The 23,326-nt window shown below is 36.7% G+C and carries 21 protein-coding genes and 2 pseudogenes; 4 read left to right on the forward strand and 19 right to left on the reverse strand.

The annotated features are described in order from the left end of the window. Positions 1 to 16 precede the first annotated feature (16 nt). Both IPK35_18715 and IPK35_18720 read left to right on the forward strand, forming a co-directional pair. Positions 17 to 223, forward strand: a complete 207-nt coding sequence (locus IPK35_18715; GenBank protein ID MBK8055243.1) for a hypothetical protein — start codon at positions 17 to 19, stop codon at positions 221 to 223. Between the two features lie 70 nt (positions 224 to 293). Then, the gene (locus tag IPK35_18720) at positions 294 to 458 is read left to right on the forward strand and encodes a type II toxin-antitoxin system RelE/ParE family toxin (protein ID MBK8055244.1); all 165 of its coding nucleotides are present in this window, start codon (positions 294 to 296) and stop codon (positions 456 to 458) included. 112 nt (positions 459 to 570) lie between these two features. Here IPK35_18720 and IPK35_18725 read toward each other — a convergent pair whose 3' ends face one another. The 3 genes and pseudogenes from IPK35_18725 to IPK35_18735 all read right to left on the reverse strand — a co-directional run bounded on the left by IPK35_18725 (position 571) and on the right by IPK35_18735 (position 6,478). After that, positions 571 to 2,709 (reverse strand): chitobiase/beta-hexosaminidase C-terminal domain-containing protein, encoded by a 2,139-nt coding sequence (locus IPK35_18725; GenBank protein MBK8055245.1) that lies wholly within the window; start codon positions 2,707 to 2,709, stop codon positions 571 to 573. After that, entirely contained in the window at positions 2,706 to 4,160 is a 1,455-nt protein-coding gene (locus IPK35_18730; protein ID MBK8055246.1) for a DUF1501 domain-containing protein, read from the reverse strand. Before IPK35_18730 ends, IPK35_18725 begins: the two co-directional genes overlap by 4 nt. Beyond that, positions 4,157 to 6,478 (reverse strand): annotated as a pseudogene (locus IPK35_18735) (PSD1 domain-containing protein). The gene IPK35_18730 and the pseudogene IPK35_18735 overlap by 4 nt, the downstream one beginning before the upstream one ends. A 195-nt stretch (positions 6,479 to 6,673) precedes the next feature. On the opposite strand from IPK35_18735, the gene IPK35_18740 reads away from it, so the two are divergent. After that, on the forward strand, positions 6,674 to 7,228 hold the full coding sequence (locus IPK35_18740; protein ID MBK8055247.1) for an acyl-CoA thioesterase: 555 nt from the start codon (positions 6,674 to 6,676) through the stop codon (positions 7,226 to 7,228). 13 nt (positions 7,229 to 7,241) lie between these two features. On the opposite strand, the gene IPK35_18745 is transcribed toward IPK35_18740, so the two are convergent. The 5 genes from IPK35_18745 to ssb (IPK35_18765) form a co-directional block, all read right to left on the reverse strand. After that, a complete protein-coding gene (locus tag IPK35_18745; GenBank protein MBK8055248.1) occupies positions 7,242 to 8,072 on the reverse strand; it encodes a 1,4-dihydroxy-6-naphthoate synthase in 831 nt (276 codons plus the stop codon). Positions 8,073 to 8,970: 898 nt separating this feature from the next. Further along, on the reverse strand, positions 8,971 to 9,510 hold the full coding sequence (locus IPK35_18750; GenBank protein MBK8055249.1) for a hypothetical protein: 540 nt from the start codon (positions 9,508 to 9,510) through the stop codon (positions 8,971 to 8,973). Further along, positions 9,435 to 12,290, reverse strand: coding sequence for an AAA family ATPase (locus tag IPK35_18755; protein ID MBK8055250.1), 2,856 nt, complete (start codon positions 12,288 to 12,290; stop codon positions 9,435 to 9,437). The genes IPK35_18750 and IPK35_18755 overlap by 76 nt, the downstream gene beginning before the upstream one ends. Before the next feature lie 147 nt (positions 12,291 to 12,437). Then, positions 12,438 to 12,779: a single-stranded DNA-binding protein gene (ssb, locus tag IPK35_18760; protein MBK8055251.1), complete on the reverse strand. Its 342-nt coding sequence runs from the start codon at positions 12,777 to 12,779 to the stop codon at positions 12,438 to 12,440. 64 nt (positions 12,780 to 12,843) lie between these two features. After that, positions 12,844 to 13,212 (reverse strand): single-stranded DNA-binding protein, encoded by a 369-nt coding sequence (ssb, locus tag IPK35_18765; GenBank protein MBK8055252.1) that lies wholly within the window; start codon positions 13,210 to 13,212, stop codon positions 12,844 to 12,846. Positions 13,213 to 13,705: 493 nt separating this feature from the next. Between ssb (IPK35_18765) and IPK35_18770 the strand changes: the two genes are divergently transcribed. Further along, complete coding sequence (locus IPK35_18770; GenBank protein ID MBK8055253.1) at positions 13,706 to 14,221, forward strand: GNAT family N-acetyltransferase; 516 nt, start codon at positions 13,706 to 13,708, stop codon at positions 14,219 to 14,221. Between the two features lie 235 nt (positions 14,222 to 14,456). Here IPK35_18770 and IPK35_18775 read toward each other — a convergent pair whose 3' ends face one another. The 11 genes and pseudogenes from IPK35_18775 to IPK35_18825 form a co-directional block, all read right to left on the reverse strand. After that, entirely contained in the window at positions 14,457 to 15,443 is a 987-nt protein-coding gene (locus IPK35_18775) for a hypothetical protein (protein MBK8055254.1), read from the reverse strand. A 25-nt stretch (positions 15,444 to 15,468) separates the two neighbouring features. Beyond that, positions 15,469 to 15,999 (reverse strand): hypothetical protein, encoded by a 531-nt coding sequence (locus tag IPK35_18780; protein MBK8055255.1) that lies wholly within the window; start codon positions 15,997 to 15,999, stop codon positions 15,469 to 15,471. A 5-nt stretch (positions 16,000 to 16,004) separates the two neighbouring features. Further along, positions 16,005 to 16,943 (reverse strand): hypothetical protein, encoded by a 939-nt coding sequence (locus IPK35_18785; GenBank protein MBK8055256.1) that lies wholly within the window; start codon positions 16,941 to 16,943, stop codon positions 16,005 to 16,007. A 317-nt stretch (positions 16,944 to 17,260) separates the two neighbouring features. Beyond that, positions 17,261 to 18,091, reverse strand: a complete 831-nt coding sequence (locus IPK35_18790) for a LytTR family transcriptional regulator DNA-binding domain-containing protein (GenBank protein ID MBK8055257.1) — start codon at positions 18,089 to 18,091, stop codon at positions 17,261 to 17,263. A 652-nt stretch (positions 18,092 to 18,743) separates the two neighbouring features. After that, positions 18,744 to 19,067 carry a type II toxin-antitoxin system PemK/MazF family toxin gene (locus IPK35_18795; GenBank protein ID MBK8055258.1) on the reverse strand — a complete coding sequence of 108 codons (324 nt, stop codon included), beginning with the start codon at positions 19,065 to 19,067 and terminating at the stop codon, positions 18,744 to 18,746. Further along, positions 19,064 to 19,303, reverse strand: coding sequence for an AbrB/MazE/SpoVT family DNA-binding domain-containing protein (locus tag IPK35_18800; protein ID MBK8055259.1), 240 nt, complete (start codon positions 19,301 to 19,303; stop codon positions 19,064 to 19,066). The genes IPK35_18795 and IPK35_18800 overlap by 4 nt, the downstream gene beginning before the upstream one ends. Before the next feature lie 550 nt (positions 19,304 to 19,853). Continuing rightward, positions 19,854 to 20,737 (reverse strand): annotated as a pseudogene (locus IPK35_18805) (restriction endonuclease). Positions 20,738 to 20,856: 119 nt separating this feature from the next. After that, a complete protein-coding gene (locus tag IPK35_18810) occupies positions 20,857 to 21,795 on the reverse strand; it encodes a pyrroloquinoline quinone biosynthesis protein PqqB (protein ID MBK8055260.1) in 939 nt (312 codons plus the stop codon). A gap of 16 nt (positions 21,796 to 21,811) precedes the next feature. Further along, positions 21,812 to 21,958 (reverse strand): hypothetical protein, encoded by a 147-nt coding sequence (locus IPK35_18815; GenBank protein MBK8055261.1) that lies wholly within the window; start codon positions 21,956 to 21,958, stop codon positions 21,812 to 21,814. Beyond that, entirely contained in the window at positions 21,955 to 22,638 is a 684-nt protein-coding gene (locus IPK35_18820; protein MBK8055262.1) for a sugar phosphate isomerase/epimerase, read from the reverse strand. Before IPK35_18820 ends, IPK35_18815 begins: the two co-directional genes overlap by 4 nt. 87 nt (positions 22,639 to 22,725) lie before the next feature. After that, the gene (locus IPK35_18825; protein MBK8055263.1) at positions 22,726 to 23,322 is read right to left on the reverse strand and encodes a gluconate 2-dehydrogenase subunit 3 family protein; all 597 of its coding nucleotides are present in this window, start codon (positions 23,320 to 23,322) and stop codon (positions 22,726 to 22,728) included. Positions 23,323 to 23,326 lie beyond the last annotated feature (4 nt).

Here is a 23,326-nt window from a genome sequence, read left to right on the forward strand (position 1 = left end):
ATCAAATGGTAAACCAATGAAAAGTATAAACCCGCAATTTTTGGTCGATGATTTAGGTAATAGAACTTCTGTTTTACTTTCTTTATCAGATTATGAAGCCCTTTTGGAAGAAATTGAAGACGCTGAGGATACTAAATTATTTGAAGAATCTATGCAAGAACCCAATGAAGATAGTATAAGCTTGGACGAATATATGATAAAAAGAGGTTTGATGAATGAGTAATTATCAAATCAGGCTATCGAAAAAAGCGGAAAAATCTTTAGATAGCTTACCTAATCAAGTTGTCTTGTGAATCTATGATGCTCTAAAAAATCTCTCTACAAACCCTAAGCCATTTAGGTATAAAAAATTGAAAAAGCATGAGGGGTATAGGATTAAAATAGGTGATTACAGATCAATATACACAATTAAGGAAAATGAATTAATTATATTAGTGCTAACTATTGGCTGGCCATAGAAAAGAAATTTATGAATAATTTTAAAACTCCAAAAAAATAATTGCACTTTTTTGCCGAAAAGCAATTTAATCTTATATCCCAAATTAATAAATTGATATCAAAATAGCTCACCTATTCATAAAAAAAGATCTCATCTATAAACAACCAACCTCTTTCTCCTTTGCCTGGATGCCAATCGGGTATGCGTGGGAGATTTTGAGCTTCTATCTTGTAGTATTTGTATGACTGACCTTTCAGTGGAATATGAATAACCTCAGACTTGACCTGATCTTTCCTGTTTTTATTGAGCGGAGCTATTTTTTGATTGGATAAAACTTGAAAGTCCTTCTTATCATTACTTCCGAAAACACTTACAGCAACAGGTGGAAATACATACTGTGGCACCTGGAGTCCATAACAAAAAGATATTTTAGTTAATGCTATTGGATTTTCATATTCAAAAATAGCTGAAAAAGGATTTTCTCTGAATGCTATCCAGTTGGGATCAGGGAGATTGCTGATAGGTGCTCTCTTTCCGTTGATAAATGTAAGAGGACCTTCGCCTTTGTACTGAGCATTTGCTTGGTTGAGTAAGATACAATGATCCGGTGTAGCACCACTTTCAAAGAGTGAAAACGTCACCACATCACTTGCAAACCAACCATCCTTGACTGCCACAGCTTTGACATCTGTAGATGACCGGATGGTAAATGGTTTAGTATATACCGTTCCATTCAATGAATCGGGTTCTGTGCCATCAAGTGTATATTTGATCTGAGTTCCTTTGATATAGTGTTTTAATTGAATTTCTTCGCTTGATTTCACTAAGTAACTTTCATTGATCATCAAAGGAGGTGAGAGTTTGATTTTCAAATCTTCACTTGTTAATTTATTGAAAGTGATAGTGGGATATTTTTTTTGCCATTCACTTACAGTGTGATCGGCAATTTTGGTGTCAGAAATAAAGATTTGTTTCAATGTCTTCATTTTTCCGAATAGAGGCTCTATTGCTTTGGTGACACCCGTATTGGCCAATGAAAGACCTTCCAAATGACCCAAAGAAGCCAGCTTAAGCACGCCCTGATCAGTGATTTTTGTACCATTGAGAATCAATTTTTCCAAAGCTGAAAATTGCGAAACATTTTCAAGGTCGGCATCAGTCACAGGCATGTCAGCCAGGTGAAGATGGATGAGTTGTTGTTTTGCCTTAAGCAGTGTTTTCAGATGCTCTGGCGAGTATGCTGATGCCAAAAATAATGATGCCTTTACCGCAGGACTTCCTGCATTCAATGGCCTCACTGACATGTAGTGCGTATTTAAAGAAGCCACTGTTTTGCTGTCCAAATCAGAAAAAGTGTAAAGCTTATCTTTTTTAGCTTTTACTTTTGCTTCGTACAATTTTCTGAGAGGTTCGTCTGCGGCATAAGCACTTGCGGTTTTTGAGTAAGACGCTCCGGCATTGATCCATGCTATCAATATCTCTTTTTCCTGAGTTGTAAGTTGTGGTTTGCCATCAGGTGGCATATGTTTTTCATCTTCTATGGGCAACAAAAAACTCTGAACCATAAAACTGCTGTCAGCGTTGCCCGGTATCAGTATACGACCTGATTCTCCACCTTTCATCATGGATACTGAGTCAGTCATAATGAGTTCACCTTTGGTTTTTTCTTCATTATGGCACGTATAGCATTTCTTTTCCAAAATAGGCTCTACCAATACATTAAATACAGTTGTGGTACTGTCGATGGCCATCTCATTACTGTCGCTTTTGGGAAATAAAAACGATTTGCCATGAGTGATTTCGGCACCTTTGTGTCCGGCTATAATAAGTAGGATGGTATTGATAGCAAGTAAAACTTTGCCTAATGCAGAGAACTTGCTCCCAATAGTGTACAAGAGATAAACACCCATTGCAAATCCAAACCCTGTATTGCGATGAAAAGCCAGCTCAGAAATATCATATGCTTCCGGCTCATGTGAAAGTAATGATCCTGAAATAGCAGTAATAAAAGCAAAAAAACCAGTGACTAATAGTATAAAATCCAATACCCGATCAAAATCCGGCGCAGAAAAACTATTCTTAAACAAATATAAAAGTAAATATATCACAAACATGCCTATAGGCAAATGCAACATCAACGGATGCATCCTTCCTGCGACCTTCAATATTTCCGGCACTCCGACAAATGTATCAAAGCCCCAAATAATTGTGGCAAGAATCGCCAGAGCAAAATTAGCGGTAGTGAGAATGTTTTTAATCTGCTGCATCACACTAAAATATCTTTTACAACATGACCTGCCACATCCGTTAGTTTGTATCTCCGCCCAAGATGTTTATATATCAGTTTTTCATGATCGAGTCCCAAAAGATTCAATACAGTAGCATGAAAATCATTGATGTGCATCGGATTCTCAATGATATTGTAGCCGAATTCGTCTGTTTCGCCATATACCATTCCCGGTTTTACGCCTCCACCAGCCATCCATATACTGTAAGCCCGAGGATGATGATCCCTGCCATAGGTATCTGATGAAAGTGGTCCCTGACAGTAATTGGTTCGCCCAAATTCTCCGCCCCAGATGACCAGGGTTTCGTCGAGTAATCCTCTTTGTTTCAAATCCTGAACCAAAGCAGCCGATGCACGATCTACATCCATAGCCTGTCCGGGCATCTCACCTACTAAATTGGAGTGTTGGTCCCATCCCTGATGATAGATCTGAACAAATCTTACGCCTGATTCTGAGAGTTTTCTGGCCAGCAGACAATTACTCGCATATGAACCAGGCACCAGGCAATCGGGTCCATATAGCTTAACCACCGAATCGGGTTCCTTGGTGATGTCCGTGATTTCGGGTACGGCGGTCTGCATCCGATAAGCCAACTCATATTGTTCGATTTTGGTTTTGATTTCCGGATCGCCTGTATCTTCAAAATTCATAGCATTGAGCTCATTGAGATTATCAAGCATCTTCCTTCTGTCGTCACGGGATACACCATCCTGGTCATTTAGATACAAAACCCTTTCTTCACTATTGCTGAACTGGACTCCTTGATGTTTGCTATCCAGAAAACCATTTGTCCACAATTTGGAATATACACCTTGTCCATTTCCTTTGCCTTTGGACAACAAGACACAAAAGGCCGGAAGATTCTGATTTTCTGACCCCAAGCCATAACTCAGCCATGCGCCCATACTCGGACGATTGCCCTGCTGTGCTCCGGTCTGCATGAAAGTCAATGCTGGATCATGATTGATAGCTTCGGTATGCATAGACTTGATGACACAAATATCATCTGCAATTTTGGCTATATTGGGGAAAAGATCACTGATCCATGTGCCCGCATTGCCATATTGTTTGAATGGGAAATAAGAACCTACCAATGGGAACTTATCCTGATTGGCAGTCATGCCTGTGAGGCGCTGACCGTTTCTGATGGAATCCGGCAGATCCTGACCAAACATTTTATTGAGTGTAGGTTTATAATCGAATGACTCCAATTGTGAAGGTGCACCATTCTGAAAAAGGTAGATCACTCTTTTAGCCCTGGGTGCAAAGTGCGGCAAGCCATTGATGATACTATCAGCAGCATTTGCAGGGTCATTAAATAGGTCTTTGATCATCAAAGAACCTAAAGCTACACTACCCAATCCAACACTCATCTTACTCAGAAAGTGTCTTCGGTTGATATTCAGTCTGTGTTCAAAAAATGGATTACTCATCTGGTGGATGTTTCTTCGAGGTTGAATAATAACTGTACAGTTTGCATTATAGCTGCTGTGGCTTTGATGTCCACGTCTTTTTCTATGGGATAATTGCCAAACAGCAAGATTTCGTTGGCTTTTTTATCGTCCATAGAAGTCAATGTGGTCTGGTGAAATTCTTTAATTTTTTTGATTTCGTTGGGTTTTGGTGTCCTGCAGACGATTTTTCTGAATAATTGCTCAAACTTGGCATCAGGTGCTTCTTTGATCTTTTGTGTATTTATGGCCAAATGCCTGGCCGCTTCCAATACCTGATAATCATTCATCAATACCAATGATTGCAGTGGTGTATTGGTAGATGTTCGTTTGACTTCGCATTGATCTCGATTGGAAGCATCAAATATGAGCATCGACGGTGGTGGTACTGTACGTTTTATAAAATGGTAAAGGCCTCGTCGATATCTTTTGTCACCCTGATCTTCCACATATGCAGCCAATTGGCCTCTACCTGATGTAGCACTTTCCCATAGTCCTTTGGGCTGATATGGTTTTACACTCGGGCCACCAATCACAGGATTTAAAAGGTCACTGGAAGCCAGAATATGATCTTTGAGCAATTCTGCTGACAATTTTAACCTTGGCCCACGTGCCAAAAATACATTTTCAGGATCTTTATTGATATGCTCCTTAGCGACATTAGAAGATTGTTTATAAGTAGAAGACATAGCTATCTGTTTGATCAATCTCTTGATATCCCATCCATGAGACATAAAATCATAAGCCAGCCAATCCAAGAGCTCAGGATGCGATGGCAAATCTCCCTGCAAACCAAAATCCCCTGACGTCTTTACGATGCCTTTTCCAAAGAATTCCTGCCAGATAAAGTTGACAAATACCCGTGATGTCAGAGGATTTTGTGGGTCAAACATCCATTTGGCAAGTCCCAATCTACTGGGTTCAAATTTTTTGGGATCATACTTCAAGATCGCCTGAGGAGTGCCATGAGAAACAACTTCCGATGGCCTGTCATACATACCTCTGTCCAATAGTTTTGTCTGCCTGATACTCATACTATCTTTCATGATCATGACATTGACCATGCCGGTATCCAGCTTGCTGATAAAATTCAGGATACCTTCACGATCTTCTTTGGTTATCGTCATGTATGGTGGATCGGCGAGTGATGCCAATGAAATATCACCAACCAAACCTTTTTCGTCTATCTGATTGAAAAAAGCAAAAGTGGAAAAATAATCCTTTTGTGAAATGGGATCATATTTGTGATCGTGACACTTGGCACACTCAAAAGTCATGGCCAATAATCCTTTACCAAAAGTATTGGTGCGGTCAGTGACATACTCTATACGGTACTCTTCGTCAATGACACCTCCTTCTTGTGTGATCTTATGATTTCTATTGAATCCTGTAGCAAGGATGGTTTCTTTATTTTTATCAGGCAAAAGATCTCCTGCCAGCTGCCAGCTAACAAATTTTTTTTAATCATAATTACTATTGAAAGCATGTATCACCCAATCTCTCCATGGCCACATCGTTCGCAGACCATCATCCTGATAGCCATGACTATCTGCATATCTGGCCACATCCATCCAAAATATGGCCATCTTCTCACCATATTGTGGACTTGCCAATGCCTTATCAAGTAACTTTTCGTAAGATTCTGAGTCAGGCTTTTTTGCAAATTCATCCTGTTGAGACAGAGTTGGTGGCAAACCTGTGATATCATGCATCATACGTTTTAGCAGGGTCGCATCATATTGTACATCGGATGGCTCCATTCCAATATCATCCAATTTTTGAAGGATGAAGTGGTCTATTTCGTTGCTTACCCATCCATCTTTAGTATTCGGTACAGGTATTTCTTTTAATGGAATAAATGCCCAATGTTTTTGATAAACAGCGCCTTTTTTGATCCATTTTTCTATCAATGTGATTTCTTCCTTAGTAAGTGAAAGATTTGACTCGGGCGGCGGCATCATATAGTCAGGATCTTGTGAAGTGATGCGCAGATACACATCTGATTTCTCGGGGTGACCCGCCACAATTCCAAACTTGTCTTTATGATCCTTCAGCGCAGCATAAGCTCCTTCCTCAGTATCCAATCTATAACCTGATTTGCGCTTATTGGCATCAGGGCCATGACATTTGAAGCATTTGTCAGAGAGAATGGGGCGGATATGGGTATTAAATGAAATATCACTACCTGAAACCCTATCATCAGCACAGCTGATCATAAAAGTGCAGATTGCAAATGCCATAAATAACCCAAATAAGATTATGAATAATTTTTTATCCTTAAAATTTGTGTTGTGCGTCATTTAATACTGGCTTTATTGTGGCAATAAAAATAATGTGCGTAAATATATTTATTCTTTGAATTTAAAAGGCAAAAGAATTAATAAAATATTTAAAAATTATTTTTTTTACTTAATCTGAGGAAAATACTTTAATATAACTTAAAAGAACTTTAAGTCCGAATTTCTGTTTTTCAGTCAGAGTAAATTATTAAGTACATGCAATCCAATTCTCTTGAAGGCAAACTGGTAAGCCAATCCAAAACCGTAATGACCGAAATGATCATGCCCAATGACACCAATCCGATGGGAAATCTGATGGGCGGGTATCTTATGAGATGGATGGACATAGCGTGTGCAGTATGTGCTGCAAGGCATTGTGGTTCACAAGTAGCAACAGCATCCGTTGACCATATATCTTTTCATGAGCCGATAAAATTGGGAGATGTCATAACACTTACCGCCACAGTCACTAGGGCTTTTAACACATCAGTGGAGATCTATGTGGAAGTTTCGGCAGCAGAAATAACCGGAGCAAACCCAAGGCAATCCAATCATGCCTATTTTACTTTTGTAGCTATAGACACATCTACTGGTAAGCCTATGGAGGTGCCACCGGTAATACCGCTCACCAATGATGAAAAAAAACAATTTGAGGTAGCAAGCAGAAGAAGAGAATTACGGCTGATACTTGCAGGAAAAATTAAGCCGGAAGAAGCAAAAGAATTGAGATCATTTTTTAATGAAATCGATAAAGTCAAAATTCCTGTGTAATAGAGCACTGTTGCTATGGAGTCACAAATAAATCCTGGCTCTCCATGTCAGAAAAGTCCGGGTAAACAGTCCTGAATAAAGTGATCACAGCATTTTTACCCTCAGTTCCAAAGCTTTTAGTAAACTCATTTACATAAAGATTGATGTGTGCGTACATCACCTTATCGTCCATTTCCTGTGCATGTTCGCGTATATACTCCAAACCTGATTGTGGATGACTGAAAGCATATCGAACACTTTGAGCCATAATGGAATCTATTTTGGACTTGATGTGATCAGGTAAAGATCTTTTGACAGCGATGCCACCAAGCGGAATCGGAGACCCTGTTTTACTCTCCCAGTGTTCACCCAAGTCCAATATTTTTACTAATCCTTTACTCTCAAATGTAAACCTGTTTTCATGGATGATCACTCCTGCATCAGCCCTTCCTTCTAAAACAGCATTTTCGATATCTGAAAAAATTGTCTCCATAAAAAATTCAGCTTTAGGAAATGCATATTTCAGAAGAAGAAATGCTGTGGTATAGTAACCCGGAATGGCAATTCTTAATTTTCTAACCTCTGAATCCATTTTTTCAGGGAGCGTAATGAGCAATGGTCCACAATTTCGGCCGAGTGCACTACCACTATTCAACATTTGATATTGATCATACAGACGAGTGAAAGCATTAAAACTGAGCTTTGTAACATCAGGCAAGCCACTAAATGCAGCTTTATTCAATTGTTCCACATCATTTAAAGTTGTTTCAAACTCCAGGTCGCCTGTATCAATCCTTCTATTGACAATAGGTTCGAATATAAATGTATCATTGGGACAAGGGGAGAATGACAGAGTTAGCTTCATGATTGACTTGATTTAACATTTAGTGATCTTGTAGTATCATATGTGAGAAATTGAACGAATATATAGTCAAAAGAAATTAGATTGCGAAAAATTGTAACTGTTTAGGTGCTTAGTCAAATGAATAGTTTTTGTCACGATTTTTGCAACTTTCAGGCAAAAATAGCGCCAAAACTAAGAGTTCTATTCTTTTAACGACGGGCTTTACCCGTCGTTACTAATATTTTGCCCCTACAGGGCAATGACCTAAATAGTTGCGAAAAATTTTAATTTTAATTCATTGGAAATGTGTCAATTAAAATTCTAAATTTTTGAAATCAAATTTACTTTAAGTATAAAAAAAAACACCGAATAAATCCTAAAGTTTACTCGGTGTCTGAAAAGGTTTTTGGGAGATATTTGGGATGTATATAAAAATAAGGAAACTTCTAAAAAATAAAATGGTCGCCCCCCAGCGACCATTTCAGATTATAACCCATGAACATAATTCTTTTTACAGAGGTCTCAATCTCTGCAACTCAATCTCTTTTAAAAACTAATTTATTGTAACCAAAACATTTACCATTTTGAGTTATGATATTGGGTTGGTCCTGAAGACCCTGACAAAACCAACCCAAATACCATCTTTGTTTTTAATCCCATGAACAAATTCGAATTTCTGACCGATTCTTTAACCGGAAGTGAATGTTATTTTTATTACTTGATTGAATCTTTAATAACTTTCACGATACAAAGATGCAGCATGAAATCCGGGACTCAAAATACAAAAATAATACATTATAACATATATATTTTTATAACTTATATATCGTTGTTATTCAATTAATTATAATTATTGTTTTTCTAATTTTTGTAGCTTTCATGATTTTGTATATTTTCTTTTTTCAAATAATATTTTTTTTTAAGAGTAATGCTCTATCAAAGTTCTATGTCCCTGGCTCCTCTCTAATAAATTTTTATTGCCTATGAGTATGATTTGCTCTTTTGCTCTCGTTAATGTTACATTTAGTTTTCTATCTATACCTTCCTGCGACAATGACACCAAAGAGTCAAGCTGACTGATCCGGTTGACACAAAACGAAATAATGATGATGTCTCTCGCTCCTCCCTGATACCTCTCGACAGTATCCACCGTGATGATTGCAGAATATCTTTCAGGAAGCTCCTCCATACATTTCCGAATTAAGGCAATCTGTGCCCTGTAAGGAGTGATAATTCCTATGGAAGTAGTGTTTATTTCCATATTGTTCAATTCGTATAAGGATATTATATCTTTCAAAATATCCACACACTTTTGGGCTTCATGGATATTGGTCTTCCAATTGATGTCCTGATCTTCGGGAGTATCAAAATAATTTTTTCTGCTTAATAAATATTTTGTCTCTTCGCTTGCTTTTTGAAAAAGGCAGCTGCCATCTGGCGATTTGTGTGAGGCAACAATGCCAGTTGGTTTTCATAAAAATGAAGGTTGGGGAACGTCATAAGCATATCATGCATCCTACCCTGCTGATGCAAAATCCCATAAGCGTGATCCCAATTATGTTCTTTGACCTGATGAAATAGTCGTTCAAAAAGAGAAGTTCTGGTATTGACAAATCCTTGGGCAGTTAACTTTTCATTTTTTATTTTACTATCTACAGCATCTTGCCCAACTACCGCAGGCAATTGCTTATGATCTCCTATCAGTATCAAGCGTTTGAATTTTGACAATAAGCCCGCAAGCATAGGTTCCAGAATCTGGGAAGCTTCATCTATGATTACAGTGTCAAATTCTTTAAGCTGAAAAAGTTCTGTTTTGCCTGAAATGCTGGAAACAGTGGAAACAAAAATTCGATTTTCTTTTAATAAAGCCAAAATTTCATGTCTGGTTTTAAGGCTTTTTACTTTTTGATCCAACAACTGAGTGGCAAATTTTTCATTAGTGGCCATCCTGCTTCCTATGCGCAGATATTGATTTCTATATGTATCGTCAATGCTGATGATGGCTTCACAAATCTCATCTACTGCACGATTTGTATATGCCAGCAGCAAGATATTTTCCTTTGTATTATGGTGCAAATACTTCACCAGATTTTTTAGCATTACTGATGTTTTGCCTGTGCCAGGTGGTCCCCAAAGCAAAAAATAGTCTTTAGCACAGATCATTCTTTTTAGTAAAGCCACCTGATGGTCAGTCATGTAGTCGTCAACATCAGGATTTACTTCAGATTCATCCGTCTTCGCAGGTATCATCATGCCGGAAAACATCTTTCTATACTCAAATGGTGCTGCAGCCCACAAAAAAAGATTTTTGTACATCTGATTAAATCCACTATCCAGATTGTCCAATTCAAGGCACCATCTTTCGTTTCCTTCGAAAAGTGATTGATTATATTGCCTGTTTCTAAGTTTTATTTCAACATGATTGGAATTGATTTCTGTGATGGTACATTTAAAAATCTGATTTTTTAAAACCGGTCTGGTTTGGTCCTCCAGCATTGGATATAACACTGCGATATCCCCACTCCTGAAATTTACGAGCGTAAAATCATTTTGATCCCTGGAGAATGTAATGTATGGATCAATTTGGTTTGATTGATTGGAATTAATGACCAAACCAGACAATAGTTCAAATCGCTCTCTTTTTTCATCATCTGATTCGAGCCACATCGCTGCATGTCCATTGGATTTGTTCAAGCCATGTACTCCTGTCTTTGCCAAAGACTGTTCGCGGGCTATAAATGCCGTATAGTGATCAAAATATGCTTTTTCAACTTCATTCAGAGTACTATAAATATTATGAAAATTTTGAATATCTTTTAGATTAAATCCCTTAAGCTTAGGAAAATTTTCTGGTCTTATATAATTAAGAATGGTGTGGTCAATATCAGCATGTTTTAACTTTTGTTCTATAGCCATCAGGTCGTTTCTGAGTTTCATGGCTTCATATTGCTGAGCTCTCACAGGCGGCGCAAAACGCATAGGCTTATCTGATTCCTTTGAGTACAAAATATAATTAAAGGATTTAGCACGGGTTTGAAATACAGACCTGATCAGCAAATCATAGAGCAGGGTCTGTATATAATGACTTGCATTGATGCCATAAACATTAGGTCTGAATGTTTTACCACTTTTTAGCTCAACAATATCATAAACAGGTTTGCCTTCTTTCTGGTGCAACAAGTCAAGTCTCCCCTGGATACCATAATCACGGGAGTAAAATGATGGTTCAAGAAAAATTTGACTCCTATGGATTCCAAATCTATTGAATTCACTTTTTACAGCATATCGAAGATTTTTAAAATGTTCCTTCAATTTTTTTACAACATCCATCACCTCAGTATCATCCATCATGGCCCAACCCAGTGGTTGCGACCTGAACAACGCTGGTAATATGGTACCGAATTCTATATCAGGAGAAGTGATTAGTTCATCAAGCAGTTGATTGACCATATTTCCTGTCAGCAGGGCAGAAGTTGCTTCAGATGGTTTGAATTTTGAAATCAGATATAAAAATGGCTCCGTACCAAAATCTTTGAAACACTCTGTTATAGCTGTCACATCTACCAGATGATCCGGCTGTACTATCAATGCTGAAGGAATATATATACCATCGTCCCTTATTTCAACATCGATCAGGTTGATATGTATCGGGAGTACAAATGTCTTGCAAAGTGAATCTACATTGGTATTGAAAAGTTCATTTTTATCATGTACGTCATAAAGAGCCTCCTTTTGAGTGTCCGGATCGGCATCATCATAAAACAAAAGATGCTTTTTATCAGTATCAACTTCAAACAACACAGCTTCTACAACATGTCGGAATCCTACGATTTTTTTCTTGTCTTTTTTGAAAGTTTGTACAACCTGTTGCTCTGTATCTTTGAAACTTTCATGAACGGGGACTTGCCAGATTTCCTGCAATAATTTGGTACAAATATAAATTCCAAGAATAACGTAAGTCTCTTCATTATATTTCCTGATAATGCTTCGTTCATGTCCCTTTCTGAAAACATGGCTCAAATGTAAAGTTTGACCTGACAGCTGATATTTTGCACCCACAAAGGCTAACCTGGAAAATAAGGTCGTAAAATTAAGTCTGTCGGTTGATGTTGCTTCTTCAAGAATTAATGTAAAACACTCGAATAAAGCCTTATTTTTCTGAAATGAAGTCCAGGCGTCCTGCCTCCATATTGTCAGCAGATTCTGATGTAACACTTGTATATTTTCAGCCTGTTCCATACATTTTTATCCGTAAAATTAATCAAATTAGCCATTTTCTGGTAGTACACAGAATAAATATAAGAATAGGAATGTTTTCCCTTTTCTTTTTTTATTTAGAAAACAGGAGACCAGTTGCCTTTACGACCTCCGGTCTCCTGCCATTTATTATGCTGATCGTGCTATTCTGAAAAACTCATTGACTACAATCTCTGTAACGTATTTTGTATTTCCATCTTTATCTGTATAAGATCTGTTGGTCAGCTTGCCCTGGATAGCCACTTCCGATCCTTTACTGAGTGATTCAGCCATAAGTTCTGCTGTTTTGCCCCATGCTACCAGATTGTGCCATTCGGTTTGTTTTACTTTTTCGCCTTTGTTGTTGGTATAGTAATCATTGGTAGCGAGTACTAAGGCAGCTTTTTTATTTCCATTGTCAAAATTGGTGAGTACTACATCTTTACCCATGTTACCTATTAGCTGAACTGAATTTTTAAGTGAACTTGTCATTGTATTACGATTTTATATTTTTAAAAAATTAATGATGATAAATAAAGATTTTTGAAATGATGAGTTAAAACGGAACAGCTTCTTTTACTTCTTCCACTTTTTTTGTGAGCTTGAAAAAATCATTTACAATGACTTCTGTCACATATCTGGTAGTGCCCGCAGTGTCTGTAAATGTTCTGTTGGCTAATTTGCCATGCACTGAGATTTCCGTTCCTTTCTTTACTGATGCTGCAAGCTCATCTGCAGTCTTGCCCCATGCGACCAACTTGTGCCAATCTGTCTGCTTTACCTTTTCACCATTTTTGTTGGTGAAGTACTCATTTGTAGCAAGGATGAGCGTGGCTTTTTTATTGCCATTTTCAAAAGATGTAAGTACTACGTCTTTGCCTGCGTTACCTACCAACTGCACTGTGTTTTTAATGTTTGTATTCATGATTTAAAAAAATTTGTGTCCGTGATACGTGTATGATTTTTTATTAGTAGCCCGGACGGGTTAAACAAAATTTTGATCTTTCGATCGGTTGACGATGCAAAGATGTGGGGAGCCGAATTCCAGATCCGTTTAATATACGTTTATATACGTTTGTATTCGTATCTATATGTGTACAAATTATTTATATAAGACATATTCCACTGATTACGTGTATGTTATATAACTTTTTACTAACTTATGGAAAATAAATATTTTTTCCATTTTTTATAAAAAAAATTTCAGAGATATAAAATTTGGGCTTTGAATTAAAATTTGGACAGGCATAATGATACTCTTTGATAGTGGGATCAAGGATAATAAGATAGAAAATGTTTGGGTTTTCTATTGATGTAGAATACTTTTGCGATACCATTAAGTATGGTTTTATACCAATATGGTGATACTAAAAATAAATAACCAAAAAACGGCTGATGTTCTTTGAAGACTTCTTCTTATGATACAAATAAAAACCTGTACTAAAAACAATATTGATGAATTATTAAAGGTGTTTACACAATCTTACCTGGAGCATTATACACATTTCTGGACTGACCACGGAGATGCTTACATAAAAGCGAATTTTAATCCTGATCAACTAAGTAAGGAGATCGCTCATCCAAATTCTACTTTCTTTCTTATCAGTCATGGTTCAAGATCAGTAGGAATAATAAAGATCAACATGGATCAATCAATGAATCCATATACTGCAGGTGAAGCTTTAGAAATAGAAAGGATATACTTGCTTAAAGATGTTTCAGGAAAAGGTGTGGGTAAAGCGGCAATACACTTTGTAAAAGACTTAGCTATAGAAAAAGGAAAAAAATGTATTTGGCTCAAGACTATGGAAAAAAGCCCCGCTATAAATTTTTACATAAAACTGGGCTTCAGAGTTATAGAAGAGATGAATCTGAATTTTAAGTATATCAAACCGGAATATCGGAAGATGTTTGTGATGCTACTTGAGATGTAGTATTAATGATTGAGGAATTGTAAAAAATGAAAAAGCCCGGACCACTTATCTATCAGCAATCCGGACTTTTATTTTTCAAAAAAAAATAGAGTATTTGACGAAATCATACTTACACTTTGATCTTACAAAACTTGCCAACAATAAAGTAAGTGTAATGCTTATTTCTTGAGGTTATCTATCTTTTTGTATAATTTAATGATTTAAGTTGACTTTCATTGCCTATTTTTATCTGACACTAAAAATACTGCATAGCTTTCTCTAACATGATATCCCGACCAGCTTTGATATCATCTATTGAATTGATAATCTCTACATCCGGACTAACACCAATCTCAGTTGATATACCACCCTTGTCCAGAAAATCGCTGACCGAAACCCTGATCTGCCAGCCATTTGACAATTGATATCCAAGATGCCCACCTGCCCCACCACCTGTTACCTGACCGATCAATGTGACATTGGGAAGACCTTTGGTCATTGCTGCAAAGTATGTCGTAGCACTATAACAACCCCGATTGATAAGTACAACTACAGGTATGTCAAAGTGAAAGTCAGCTCTCGGATGAGCATACATCGGTATTGGTTTTACCATATCATTATGAGCAGGTCCTATTTTTTCAACATATGAGCCGAGCAATGTTTTCTCCTGAACTAAAGTACCTATTAATCCGGGTACAGGATTCGAATTTCCGCCTCCATTGTTTCTGACGTCGATGATCAGCTTTGTGACTTTTGCAGCTTTGAATGCACGCAACACTTGTTCGAAAGCATTGAAATCATTAAATTTTGGCAAAAAAATGTATCCAATATTGCCATCCAATATCGCCCAATAGAGATTGCCTGACTGACCAAGCGAATCCTTTACATATCTTTTTTTAATAAGATTAGGGTCAAAATGTATGTCATAGCCATTCTTGAAGTCGTATTGCGAGCCAACTTTTTTGGGTTTGACCAGAAGGCTGTGTGCATCTTTTAGTTCGACCACCGCTGCATCCATGATAGCAAATAGTTCATCATCGGTGGTTTGTTCTTTAATTTGCGAGCTATATTTTTTATACCCTACATTCCAATCCACTTTTTTAGGCCCAAAATAGATATAGTTTTTGTCAACAAAAGTCCAAAATTCATCAAAAAGCACTTTAGGTTCGTTAGTTGGTGACTGTGCAAATGATAGTAATGAAGATGATAGAATAAATAGAGTTGCAATTATAAATGTTCTCATGAGATTATACTTTTTATTTTAGTGATTAATAGAGATAACTTGGATTTATGATAAAGTCATTGGATTGCAATTGGACAGATTTGCCATTGGCATTAGCATACATCAGCTCTCCTTGATAACTTGCCCCAATTTTAAACCTATCGGATGCATAATAGTACAAACCCAACTCGATTCTTAGACCTCGGTATCTTGAAAAGCTCACAAATTTACCACTTTTTAACATCGGAATCGCCATACCGGCTCTTGTGGGATCGAAAGTCCCTTCTTCCATATATCTACTCGGATATGGATGGCCATAGATTGGTTGAATCAAGTAAGCCAGTATGGGTGTTTCTATTGATGTTTGAACCGCAATATCTTCATCTTTTATTGTATTCGTATAACTTAGTTTCGGTCCTATAGATTGGACAATAGTATAACTTATAGCATTGTTGGTAAACATACTGCTATATACTGATTTTGGAAAATTAAGCGTGGTATTGTGGTTAGTGAAGCCGCCTATCCACAATTGATTACCTGCCTTTCTTTGATAAGAGTATCGGTGTGAAATAATCATTGAATTTAATGTGAAATAGGGATCTTTTTATGCCCTTTAACATATGTAAAATCCAAATGATGATGACTCCAGCTATTTTCTTTTCTTGATCCGAACACCATCCCATATTTTGGTGACCAATTGCTAAATGATTTTGCACTCAATCGTTGGTCATTGATTTTTGTTTTGGATATCCCGAGTCTTAGGCCAATTTCTTTACCATAAGGTATAAACGCAGCATCATTCTGCCCAAAACCTGAAGAAATCGGAAGCAAAGAGACAAATAAGAATACAATGATAGCAAAAAAGCTTCCTTCAGGTTTTTTAAGCTTGCCGATGATCTCTATTTTTCGTAAGTTAAAAGCTATAAAAATCCCGCCGATAATACCGGGTACAAACCAATTAAACACACCCGATAAAAAGTTATTAACCACAACAAATGCTGTTACAGATGCTATATATCCGCCTGATATATTGCCTATGTGCATTGTTAGCCAGTTCTTTTTGACAAAATCAATGTTCCGTAGTTGATAAAAATTTCTAATGGCAAATATCAATCCCACAAGACCTAAAACTCCAGCTACCATGTGGAAGGAACCAGAAAATATAAGCGGAACTGTGACCATCAGAATGCAAGTCACCACCATGATGATGTGAATGAGTCTGTCAGCTGAAAAAGAATGTGTAGTACTTTTATATTTTATCGCCCGTTTGCCGATGATGATAAAATAGCTGCTAAATACCCCAATTGAAAACAAAAATGGATTGTAATGATCAGGCATGTTTGCTACTATCAAAGACAATAAAATTGAACTGCCAAGTGTGTAATAAAATACTCGTCCACTAATGATGTGTGATTTGCTGCCTTTTTGCGTAATTGCAGCTACAAAACCAGCTAAAAGTGATACACCACCTAGTGCTGCATGTGCAATGATCAAGATTCTGAAAAATTCTTCGTTGTTCATACTAATTGTTTTTAGATAATTAAAATTTGATGTGTTATGACAGACTTTTGACTCTTCTCAACCTAATTCCTTTTCTTGTCTGAAAGTCAGGCAAGCATTAAAAAGAAAGACTTGAAGATGGCGCCATAACACAGCGCAAAGATGCAGGCCAAAATTTAAGTAAAAAAATGGAAGGGGTTTTTGGCAATGTTTTGTGGTGAATGGTAAGCATTGCTATTCACGTCAATCCTTGCAGTTTGCCACAAGTATATTGATATTCAATTATTTATACATCCCACAAGTAGTTGAATAAAAATTAAAAGAAAGTATGTAAAAACTCAAATCAGCATCTTCACTTTCTCCACCATGGACCTTGAGACCGGAATTTTGGTATCAATATCTGTCAGGCTAATTTTGGTATTGGTGATATTTCCTTCTATTTCTGCAATTTTGGCAGGATTGATGATAAAAGATCGATGACATCTTAAAAAAGAAGACCCAATCTGTTGTTCAACTTCACTCATGGTATTTCTCATCATTCTTTTTATGATTTTACCATTTTCATTAAGGAATAGAATGACATAATTGTCTTCTGATTTTACCAAAAAAAGATTTTCGGGAGCCACTTTTATGATTTCGTTTTTTCCTGCGCCAAAAATGGTTAAATGTTGGTATTCCATTTTGGGTTCCAAGTTTTGTATTGGTCTGTCGTCAGAAGTTACAAATTTAACTTCCTTATATTTTTGATAAATAAATAATAAATAAACAGCAACAGGCACCAATGAAATCAAGGATGCGATCCTAAAAAAATTTAAAAACTGCAACCAATTCAGAGCACCTGCAAACATGGCTGCCCAATAAAAGTAACAGGACACCTGGCATATCAAAATGATGAAAAATAGAAAAATAACTTCATCCACGACTGACCATCTACTCAATCTTAATTCACTAGTAATCAAATTAACAAAAAAATAGACCATCAATCCTGACAAAAAAGTAATACAACCATAACCAATCAGTATCCAAAATTTGTAAGGATGATCAAAATCTGATGTGCCAAATGGCTGGAAAACGACCAATACAAACACAATAGTCAAACTAATTGCAGATATAACATTCAAAAATGAGAGAAACGAAGGCTTTGGAAATGGTGTTTGTCGCAGACTCATGTTTATCATTGAAGCTCCAAAAGTAGTGAAAAGTATCTGTAGCGACGTGAATTTTTTTGAATTTACAAGCAAGAGCCACATTGGTCAATGTTGCTGATTTAGCATTTACTTATTACCTAAATATCTAAATATCTAAAATGAGTTCCGTAATGAAGATCAAAAGTACAATAAAATAAGCATTTTTGACGACAAATCATAGCATCGCTATGGTGCGAAGTCAAAAATGAACGTAGTGCCTTATTTTGCAGTAATTTTGGTCTGGAATAGGAAATTCATTTTAGATTTTTAGGTAGTATAAAATACTAGCCAAATTATTTTCCTTCCAAAGAAATATACCTGCATTACCTTCTTTTATGTAATAGAAATAACGTTCGGTTGAATTTTGAGATTTAATAATTTCATCTTTCTTATGTCACACAACTTCGCATTTGTCGACAAAATCCTCCCAAGCATCTTTGGGTGCATCAAAAAATACATCAAAGGAAGATTTTAAAAGTGGTACAAATTGACGAGTTTCATTCATTGTCTGTTTATTAACTATAAAACTATTCGAGGTTTCTATCTTACAAGCATTGGTGGTAACGCCAAGCACTGGCGACAGACGCAGCGATAGCAAGTCTGTCCGTCCAGTGCATTGTTCTCACCAGTATTTTTATTTAACATATGTTTCATCGATTGTTTTCTTTATTTTTCCTATTGTTTCAATTTCTAGGCTTCCTATGATTTTAACAATTCTCAGCTTATCAATCGTTCTTATTTGATCGACTGCTGCCATTCCCTTTACATTATGATTTGATATGCTAATCCTTGTGGGATATTTCTTAGGCGTTGACGTGATTGGAATAATTACAATTGTGTTTAGATAGTGATTCATTTCATCGGGTGATATTACCACACATGGTCTTGTTTTACTTATTTCGCATCCCAGAGTTGGCTCTAAATTAACAAGGACAATTTCATATTGATTAATTTTCATTCCCATTTTGATTCTTCTTCAAAGATATCTTGAATCAATAACTCATCATGTCCATTTTTTCGCATTTCTTTGAAAGATTTTGCCCAATCGCTTCGTGGTTTTGTAATTGGTTCTATTATGATGAAGTTTTCTTCCATCCTCATATTTACAGTATCCCCGATTTCATACTTTTCTAGAATAGTTTTACTTAACCGTAGTCCCTTTGAATTACCTATTTGAATTATTTTGGTTAGCATATTAAATTTTTTTTTGCAAAGTTATTACATTGTAATCACATATCCAAATTTATTTTAATGGTGAGAAAGAGATGATTGACACCAAATGGCGTATATCCCTGATACAAATGTAATCTCTTTTTTCAAATACCCAAGTCATAGATAGGACTTTTTGCTTCAGATTACATTTATCCTGTAATCCCGCTAAAGACGGGACAAGTTATGGGTATATATGGCTGAGGTTTCAGGAGAGCTATAACCTAGTGTTCTGACTAGATAATAAGCCACAAAGCCCAATTCTGATAACAACTATTACGATGGCGCGACTAAGGATATGTGGCCATCAATCACTTTTGGATATGTACTTTAACCGAACCCATCAGGTTACGAACTGTGAATGATTGGTAGTTTTTTTATAAAAACTACTGATCAGACTAAATGTCACATCAAAATGAGAGTACCACAATATCAATTGCGGCTAGAGAAGAATTTGTGTTTGTACGTACTGTGGTGTGAGACCTGCCTGCCGGCAAGGCAGGGGAGCTCCCTATCAGCTTAGGTTTGTTCTCTTCTATTGTTCGTTGAAAAAGTCTTCATCTATTTGTTTTATTTCATAAGTATTGTCTTTACTTGAATTCCAACATTAAATTCATGCATTAATGTCACTAATTTTTGTCCGTCAATACAAATTATTTTGTGATGAGCAGAACGTGCTTTTTCAAGGGCTTTTTCATCAAATTCTGAAGTAGTCACGAATACACCTTTATTTGTGTCACCGCTCATTGCTCCAATGAAATTTCTAATATCCTTTTCTCTTACTTTTCCTTCATTAAATCTTTTAGCTTGAATATAAATTTTGTCAAGTCCGAGTTTGTCTTCATTTATTATTCCATCAATTCCACCGTCATTTGATTTTGGTGTTTCTATAAACTCTCCATAACCCATTTTTTTTAGCAAACGAAGCACAACTTTTTCAAAGAAATAAGGGTCAATGTTTTTCAGTTTTTGCAATAACTCAATTTTGATTTCACTTTCGATTCTGTTAAATCCTTCGTCTATCAGGTCTTGTGGAGATGAAATATTTATGTTTTGTTCGTTTTCGTTTGAGTTGGAATTTTTTTCTTGTTTGTAAAAGTCAAATAATGAACTTTCATTTTCAAGATCCCTAACAGTTAAGTTCGATGAATGATTTTTACCTTTATCTGTAATTTGGACTTGACCACGTTCCGGAAAAGAAATGTAGCCACCTTTTTTAAGGTAAGATTTTCCCCAAGCAATTCTGTTGTCGATAAGTAAGTCACCTGATTTTGTCTCTAACTTCAATTGTACTTCGCTTAGCCCTAAGTAAAATCTTGCTTTTACTTCTTCAATTAATTCCCTTGATTTTAGAATCCTACCATCTTTTAAAACTTCAAGAATTGGAATGAACGTTTCGTTAAATTTTGGTATATCCATTATACAATTTGGCTATCATTTTTATAATGTCCTACAACTTTATATCACACGCACAAAACTAATCAGAACTTTCGGGTTTTTCAAAATGCATGTATACGATTTTGAAACGGTTATATTCTTTACAGTTTGAAAGTATCACCCATTTTTGCTATATTAAAACCTTTTAAAAGCAGATCTTTTGTTTGGGCACTTTCAGGATCCAGCAATGGGTTTGTATGATTGAAATGCAAAAAATGAATCTTTGACTTTTCTCTTTCCGGAAGGTTCTTAAATAGTTCCAAACTCTCCACGACAAATGGATGGGGTATCTCCGCGATATTTCTATTATTGACTTCCGTGCTGTCATAGAATGTAGCATCAAGAAATGCTATGTCCACTTTTTTGATTTCTTCAACAATATTTTTTCCCCACAGATGCCATTTGTCAATATCGGGTATGAACAAGGCCTTTTTGTTTTTTCCTGATATGAGCAGTCCGATGGTTTCAGAATACTCGGCCCTGTGTGGTACCAGAAATGGTGTCAATGTCAGACCTGAAGATATCGGTATGGCAGTCTCATGACCTATGATTTTTAAATCAATGTTTTTGAGCTTTACTAATTGATTCCAGGGTCCATTGTTTGTTATGAACTGATACATGCCGGGCATGACAGAGACAGGAACATTTTTTGTGTTCATGGCTTCTCTGCCGAGGTACATCAATCCGGTATAGTGACCTATGTGCGCATGTGTGATGATGATGTGTTCAGGAATGTCATTTTTTGTTTCGGGTGCGAGCTTTGAAAGTATTTTTATCTGATGTGATATGTCAGGTGTGGCATCTATCAGAGTCCTGCTATTGGATATGGGGTCATAGATGCCCAGCGACACCACCTTTCGGCTTGGGTCAGGATGGTCCCACAGGTGATTACAGCATTTTTTTCTGCACCCTATATGTGGTGATCCTGCATCCTGCAAAGTGCCTAAAACTATCAGTGTAGCCGCAGAATCTCTTGTTCCGCCCGTGGATTGTGCCACCATTGTTCCTGTTATAATCAGTAGCAGGCAACAATAGCTCATCGTGCGGATCAATGGTTTACTTTTCAGGTGCATACAATTGTTCAAAACACTTTTCAATCAGTTTTTTTGTGGCAGCTATACCTTCATCTTCACTGAGTGTATTTCCTTCATACTCTACACCTACAAAACCATTGTATCCGGCATTTTTTACGATTTCCATCATACGCAGGTAGTCTCTTTACCTGGTTTGACACAAAAGTTTCCGAAATCAGGTAGAGTACCTACATTCGGCTTATCAATCCTGGACATAACGGAAGCCAGCCATGTGCCATCTGATGAATAACCACCATGATTTTCCACGATGACATTGATATTTTTAGTTACAGCATAGTCAGCGAGGGCTGATAAACCTTTGACTGCGGCGTCAGCTACCTGCTCTCTGCTGCCTTCGCCATGTGCATTGACTCTGATGGAGTGGCATCCCAGATATGCAGCCGCATCTACCCATTTGTGGTGATTTTGGACAGCAGCTTCTCTTTTAGTGTCGTCGAGATCCGCAAGATATCCTTCACCATCTATCATGATGAGCAGTTGCTTCACACCAGCTTTTTTGGCATTTTCTGTCATTTTTTGAAGATATGCAGTATCGGTCGCTTTGTCCTTAAAAAAGACATTGACATATTCGATTCCTTCAAAACCCATTGAGCCTGCTTTGGCAGCAAAATCCAGATTGTCCATTTTATTGCCTTGCAGAGCTTTGTGAAAAGACCATTGGGCAAGAGAGATTTTCATTTTAGTGGTATCGGCTGTATTATCTGACATATCTGAGTTTTTTTGTTCTCCCATATTTTTACATGATATCATCGATAATATTATTACAAAGAGTGGTACAAATTTTATCATTTTGATTATTTTTTAGGTTTATGATATATATAAATTTTAAAATGTGATTAGTTATTGTAAAAAAGCTATGGTTCAGGGCTCTCAATACTATAAGACATACACTTTGCCTACAGTGTCATACCCGATACATCCCTGATAAGGACCCGGTACAGCAAGAAATGCGCCTAAACCGCCTTGAGCACCAACTTCACTTGTAAAATAGCCAGTGATAGTTGCATCTTTTATCTGTGTAAAGATATGTTTTTTATCATTTTCTTTTGGGCCTTTTGTATTACTATTTTCTTTATCAGTTTTTATTTCATCCACGATCATTCCCAATATTGATTCTCTTTCTTCAGGGGTAAGGGCAATAAATGCTTTAGAAAATTTAAGTTTGGACTTTTCATCAAAAATCATCAGGTCTCCTAAAAACTTACTTTTTTCTTCTTTACTGTAAAAATTATTTAATAATTCATCTATATACCTATGGCAAAGGGCATCTTTTGCCCCAGGTGTATCTGTCGAAGGAAGGATTGTTTCACATAAATCTGCCAATAAATCTGACTGCCCCATACTCAGTGTCTTCGGAGTCCAGTCCGGGCTTTTGTCTGCTTTGCATCCCTGAAGTATTGCCATCGCAGTGCCTCCTGCCAATGAATAGCCCAGGATTATGCTGGATATTTTAAGGATTTCTCTTCTGTCCATCTTG

It is taken from the genome of Saprospiraceae bacterium, from assembly GCA_016713025.1.
GTDB lineage: Bacteria > Bacteroidota > Bacteroidia > Chitinophagales > Saprospiraceae > OLB9.

What these genes read in the sequence shown, in the direction of transcription:
- IPK35_18715 (MBK8055243.1), top strand. Translation starts at nt 17, where the DNA reads ATGAAAAGTATAAACCCGCAATTTTTGGTCGATGATTTAGGTAATAGA.
- IPK35_18730 (MBK8055246.1), bottom strand. Translation starts at nt 4,160, where the DNA reads ATGAGTAATCCATTTTTTGAACACAGACTGAATATCAACCGAAGACAC.
- IPK35_18740 (MBK8055247.1), top strand. Translation starts at nt 6,674, where the DNA reads ATGCAATCCAATTCTCTTGAAGGCAAACTGGTAAGCCAATCCAAAACC.
- IPK35_18745 (MBK8055248.1), bottom strand. Translation starts at nt 8,072, where the DNA reads ATGAAGCTAACTCTGTCATTCTCCCCTTGTCCCAATGATACATTTATA.
- IPK35_18755 (MBK8055250.1), bottom strand. Translation starts at nt 12,290, where the DNA reads ATGGAACAGGCTGAAAATATACAAGTGTTACATCAGAATCTGCTGACA.
- ssb (MBK8055251.1), bottom strand. Translation starts at nt 12,779, where the DNA reads ATGACAAGTTCACTTAAAAATTCAGTTCAGCTAATAGGTAACATGGGT.
- ssb (MBK8055252.1), bottom strand. Translation starts at nt 13,212, where the DNA reads ATGAATACAAACATTAAAAACACAGTGCAGTTGGTAGGTAACGCAGGC.
- IPK35_18770 (MBK8055253.1), top strand. Translation starts at nt 13,706, where the DNA reads ATGATACAAATAAAAACCTGTACTAAAAACAATATTGATGAATTATTA.
- IPK35_18775 (MBK8055254.1), bottom strand. Translation starts at nt 15,443, where the DNA reads ATGAGAACATTTATAATTGCAACTCTATTTATTCTATCATCTTCATTA.
- IPK35_18780 (MBK8055255.1), bottom strand. Translation starts at nt 15,999, where the DNA reads ATGATTATTTCACACCGATACTCTTATCAAAGAAAGGCAGGTAATCAA.
- IPK35_18785 (MBK8055256.1), bottom strand. Translation starts at nt 16,943, where the DNA reads ATGAACAACGAAGAATTTTTCAGAATCTTGATCATTGCACATGCAGCA.
- IPK35_18790 (MBK8055257.1), bottom strand. Translation starts at nt 18,091, where the DNA reads ATGAGTCTGCGACAAACACCATTTCCAAAGCCTTCGTTTCTCTCATTT.
- IPK35_18795 (MBK8055258.1), bottom strand. Translation starts at nt 19,067, where the DNA reads ATGAAAATTAATCAATATGAAATTGTCCTTGTTAATTTAGAGCCAACT.
- IPK35_18800 (MBK8055259.1), bottom strand. Translation starts at nt 19,303, where the DNA reads ATGCTAACCAAAATAATTCAAATAGGTAATTCAAAGGGACTACGGTTA.
- IPK35_18810 (MBK8055260.1), bottom strand. Translation starts at nt 21,795, where the DNA reads ATGAGCTATTGTTGCCTGCTACTGATTATAACAGGAACAATGGTGGCA.
- IPK35_18815 (MBK8055261.1), bottom strand. Translation starts at nt 21,958, where the DNA reads ATGATGGAAATCGTAAAAAATGCCGGATACAATGGTTTTGTAGGTGTA.
- IPK35_18820 (MBK8055262.1), bottom strand. Translation starts at nt 22,638, where the DNA reads ATGATAAAATTTGTACCACTCTTTGTAATAATATTATCGATGATATCA.
- IPK35_18825 (MBK8055263.1), bottom strand. Translation starts at nt 23,322, where the DNA reads ATGGACAGAAGAGAAATCCTTAAAATATCCAGCATAATCCTGGGCTAT.